Consider the following 3022-nt stretch of genomic DNA (forward strand, 5'->3'; position numbering starts at 1 on the left):
TCGCACCGGGGGAGACCTGCCATCCCAGCGACAACCTCGGCGCCGTCCTGGCCTGGGGCCGCGCCCGCGGCGCGCGCGGGGGGGGGGGGGGCACCCCCCCCCCCCCCGCCGCGCCGCCGGCGGGCGGCCCCCCCCGCCCCCCGGCCCCCCCAGGGGTCCACGGGCCGCTCGCGTTCACGTGCCCGTGCCCTCGGGCCGGGGTCCTCACGCCTGGGTCCTCACGCCTGTCGGATCTCAGGCCGCCCGCCCGCGCGTCCCGCGCAGGCGGGCGACGACCTGGACGACGAGCAGCACCACGGCGCCGACGACCAGGCCGAGGACCATCGAGCACAGGGTCGCGCCGAGCCAGCCGACCGCGCCGCCGATGCCCGGCACCTGCGCGAGGAGCTCCTCGAGGCGGTGCACCCAAGCGTAGGGGACCGCGGCCCCGAGCTCGTGCGTGCCCTCGAGCAGGATGTGCCCGCCCACCCAGAGCATCGCGGCCATCCCCACGTAGCTGATCACCGTCATCACGTGCGGCATCGCCGTGACCAGGCCCTGCCCGATGCGCTGCGAGGCGGGGGAGTCGCGCCGTGCCATCGCCAGGCCCGCATCATCCATCTTCACGAGCAGGCCCACGGCCCCGTAGACCAGGGCGGTCAGGGCGACGCCGACGACGATCAGCACCGCGGTGCGCATCAGGAACGGCTGGTCGGCGACGGTGTTCAGGGAGATCACCATGATCTCGGCCGAGAGGATGAGATCCGTGCGCACGGCGCCCTTGACGACCTTGTCCTCCGCGTCGGCGCCCTGCTCGGAGGAGGGAGCATCGTCGGACCCGCTCCCGTGTGCGCTCTCACCGCCGTGCCCGTGCGGGTGGACGAGCTCCCAGATCTTCTCGGCGCCCTCGAAGCACAGGAACGTGCCGCCGAGCATGAGGATCGGCGTGAGCGCCCAGGGCGCGAGCCAGGAGAGCAGCAGGGCGATCGGCAGGATGATCAGCAGCTTGTTGACCAGGGAGCCGCGGGCGATGCGCCAGACGATCGGCAGCTCGCGCCTGGGCTCCAGCCCGCGCACGTACTGCGGGGTGACGGCGGCGTCGTCCACGACGACCCCCACGGCCTTGGCGCTCGTGCGCGCGGAGGCCGCGGCGACGTCGTCCGCGCTCGCGGCCGCCATCTTCGCCATCGCCGCGACGTCGTCCAGGAGTGCTGCGAGTCCGCCGGCCATGGGTGTCCCTCTCGCTCATGGGCAGTAGCGCGCTCACACTACCGGCACCACGGGGCGTCGGCCGTGTCATCGCGCGCCGTCGCGACGGCCGTAGGCTGGTGAGGTCTGCGCCGTGACGTCCGAGGCGCAGGTCAGCGACGTGAGAAGGAGGGGCCGATGACGTCGGCACGCCAGTGGGCCGCGACGATCGCGCTCGCAGTGGGCATCTTCATCCTCATCACGATCGAGGAGCTCCCCATCGGCGTGCTCAGCGTGATGGCGCCCGACCTCGGCGTGAGCGAGGGCGTCGCGGGTCTCGCGGTGACGGTGCCCGGCGTCCTCGCGGGCGTCGTGGCGATCTTCACGCCGGTGATCGCGGGATCGCTCGACCGCCGGCTCGTCCTCGTGCTCGCCCTGGCCAGCGTGGTCGTCTCCTGCGTGCTGAGCGTCATCGCCCCCACGTTCCCGGTGCTGCTGCTCGCACGCCTCTTCGCGGGCGTCTCGATCGGCCTGTACTGGGCGGTCCTCGCGATCGTCGCCGTCGCCCAGATGCCTCCCCACCGCGCCCCGCGAGCCCTGACCATCGCTTTCAGCGGCGCCGGTGCGGCACTCGTGCTCGGCGTGCCGGTGGCCTCGTGGATCGGCACGCACCTCGGATGGCGCACGGCCTTCGCGGTCGTCGGCTGCGCGGCGCTGCTCGTGGCGGTCCTCATCGCCGCCGTGGTCGCGCCGGTGCGCACGAGCACCCCCGTCTCGATGCGGATGATGGGTCGCGCGGCGGCCCACCGCGGGGTGCGCCATGCCCTGGTGCTCACCGCGCTCATGATCACGGCGCAGTTCATCACCTACAGCTATGTGAGCCCGCTCCTGCACTCCCGGGCCGGTGTGCCCCTCACGAGCATCGGCGGGATGCTGCTGCTGTTCGGCGTCGCCGGGATGATCGGGAACTTCGCGGTCGGGGCGGTCCTGCGGCGCAGCGCGCCCCTCGGGGTCCTGGTGATCGCCGCGGGGCTCGCCCTCGCGATCCTGGTGCTCCTGCTGGTCGTGAGGTCCCTGGCCTCGGCGTTCGTCGTGATGCCGCTCTGGGGCCTGTTCGCGGGCGCGGCCTCGGTGACCGTCCAGGCATTCGTGAGCTCGGAGGGGCGGGAGGTCGTGGAGGAGGGCACGGCGCTCAACAGCGCCGTCTTCAACGTCTCGATCGCGCTCGGCGCGCTCATCGGCGGGCGGATCCTCGATCTCGCCGGCCAGGAGGCGCTGATGATCGCCTCCGTGGTGCTCCTCGCCGTCGCCCTCGTGGTCGTCGCCCGCTACCTGCGCACGACCCCGACGCACGTGTGATCGCGCCGCGCGGCGGCTCTCCGCGCGGCGGTGCTCGCCCCGCGCGGTCCCGCTCAGCCCGCGATGCGGAAGCCCGACGTCCCGCGCGGCCGCTCCTCGCGCACCTCGGTCCCGCTCACCCGAGCGCTCGTCGGCCCCTGCTCGAGCCAGTCGAGCATCTGGTGGACAGCGTCCTCGGGGCCCTCGACGTCGGCCTCCACCGTGCCGTCCAGCAGGTTGCGCACGGTGCCGCTCACGCCGAGCGCCTCGGCGTGGTCGGCGGCGGCCCAGCGGAACCCGACGCCCTGCACGCTGCCGCTGACGCGGACGATCCTGCGGATGCTCGACGTGGACATGTCTCCTCCTGCCTCGGCTGCTGCCACCGATTCTGCCCTCTCTCCCGTCCGTGCTCCAGACTCCGGACTCGAGAGCCCGGGGTCCGGCCCGTGAGTTCCCGGCACCTCGCCGACGACGGCCGCGCACGGCGGAGGGCGGGCATCCGCGGCCTGCGCGACCG

At 73.9% G+C, this 3022-nt stretch carries 3 protein-coding genes; 1 reads left to right on the forward strand and 2 read right to left on the reverse strand.

What is annotated here, in order from left to right; all coding sequences use genetic code 11:
* Nucleotides 1-234: 234 nt before the first annotated feature.
* The gene (locus ACFQ53_RS17640; protein WP_377862273.1) at nt 235-1209 is read right to left on the reverse strand and encodes a DUF808 domain-containing protein; all 975 of its coding nucleotides are present in this window, start codon (nt 1207-1209) and stop codon (nt 235-237) included.
* Nucleotides 1210-1365: 156 nt separating this feature from the next.
* Between ACFQ53_RS17640 and ACFQ53_RS17645 the strand changes: the two genes are divergently transcribed.
* A complete protein-coding gene (locus tag ACFQ53_RS17645) occupies nt 1366-2526 on the forward strand; it encodes an MFS transporter (RefSeq protein WP_377862275.1) in 1161 nt (386 codons plus the stop codon).
* Nucleotides 2527-2579: 53 nt separating this feature from the next.
* Here the strand turns inward: ACFQ53_RS17645 and ACFQ53_RS17650 are convergent, their stop codons facing one another.
* Nucleotides 2580-2861, reverse strand: coding sequence for an acylphosphatase (locus ACFQ53_RS17650; RefSeq protein WP_377862277.1), 282 nt, complete (start codon nt 2859-2861; stop codon nt 2580-2582).
* Nucleotides 2862-3022: the final 161 nt, after the last annotated feature.

Source organism: Brachybacterium sp. NPDC056505 (genome assembly GCF_042794925.1).
Classification (GTDB): domain Bacteria; phylum Actinomycetota; class Actinomycetes; order Actinomycetales; family Dermabacteraceae; genus Brachybacterium; species Brachybacterium kimchii.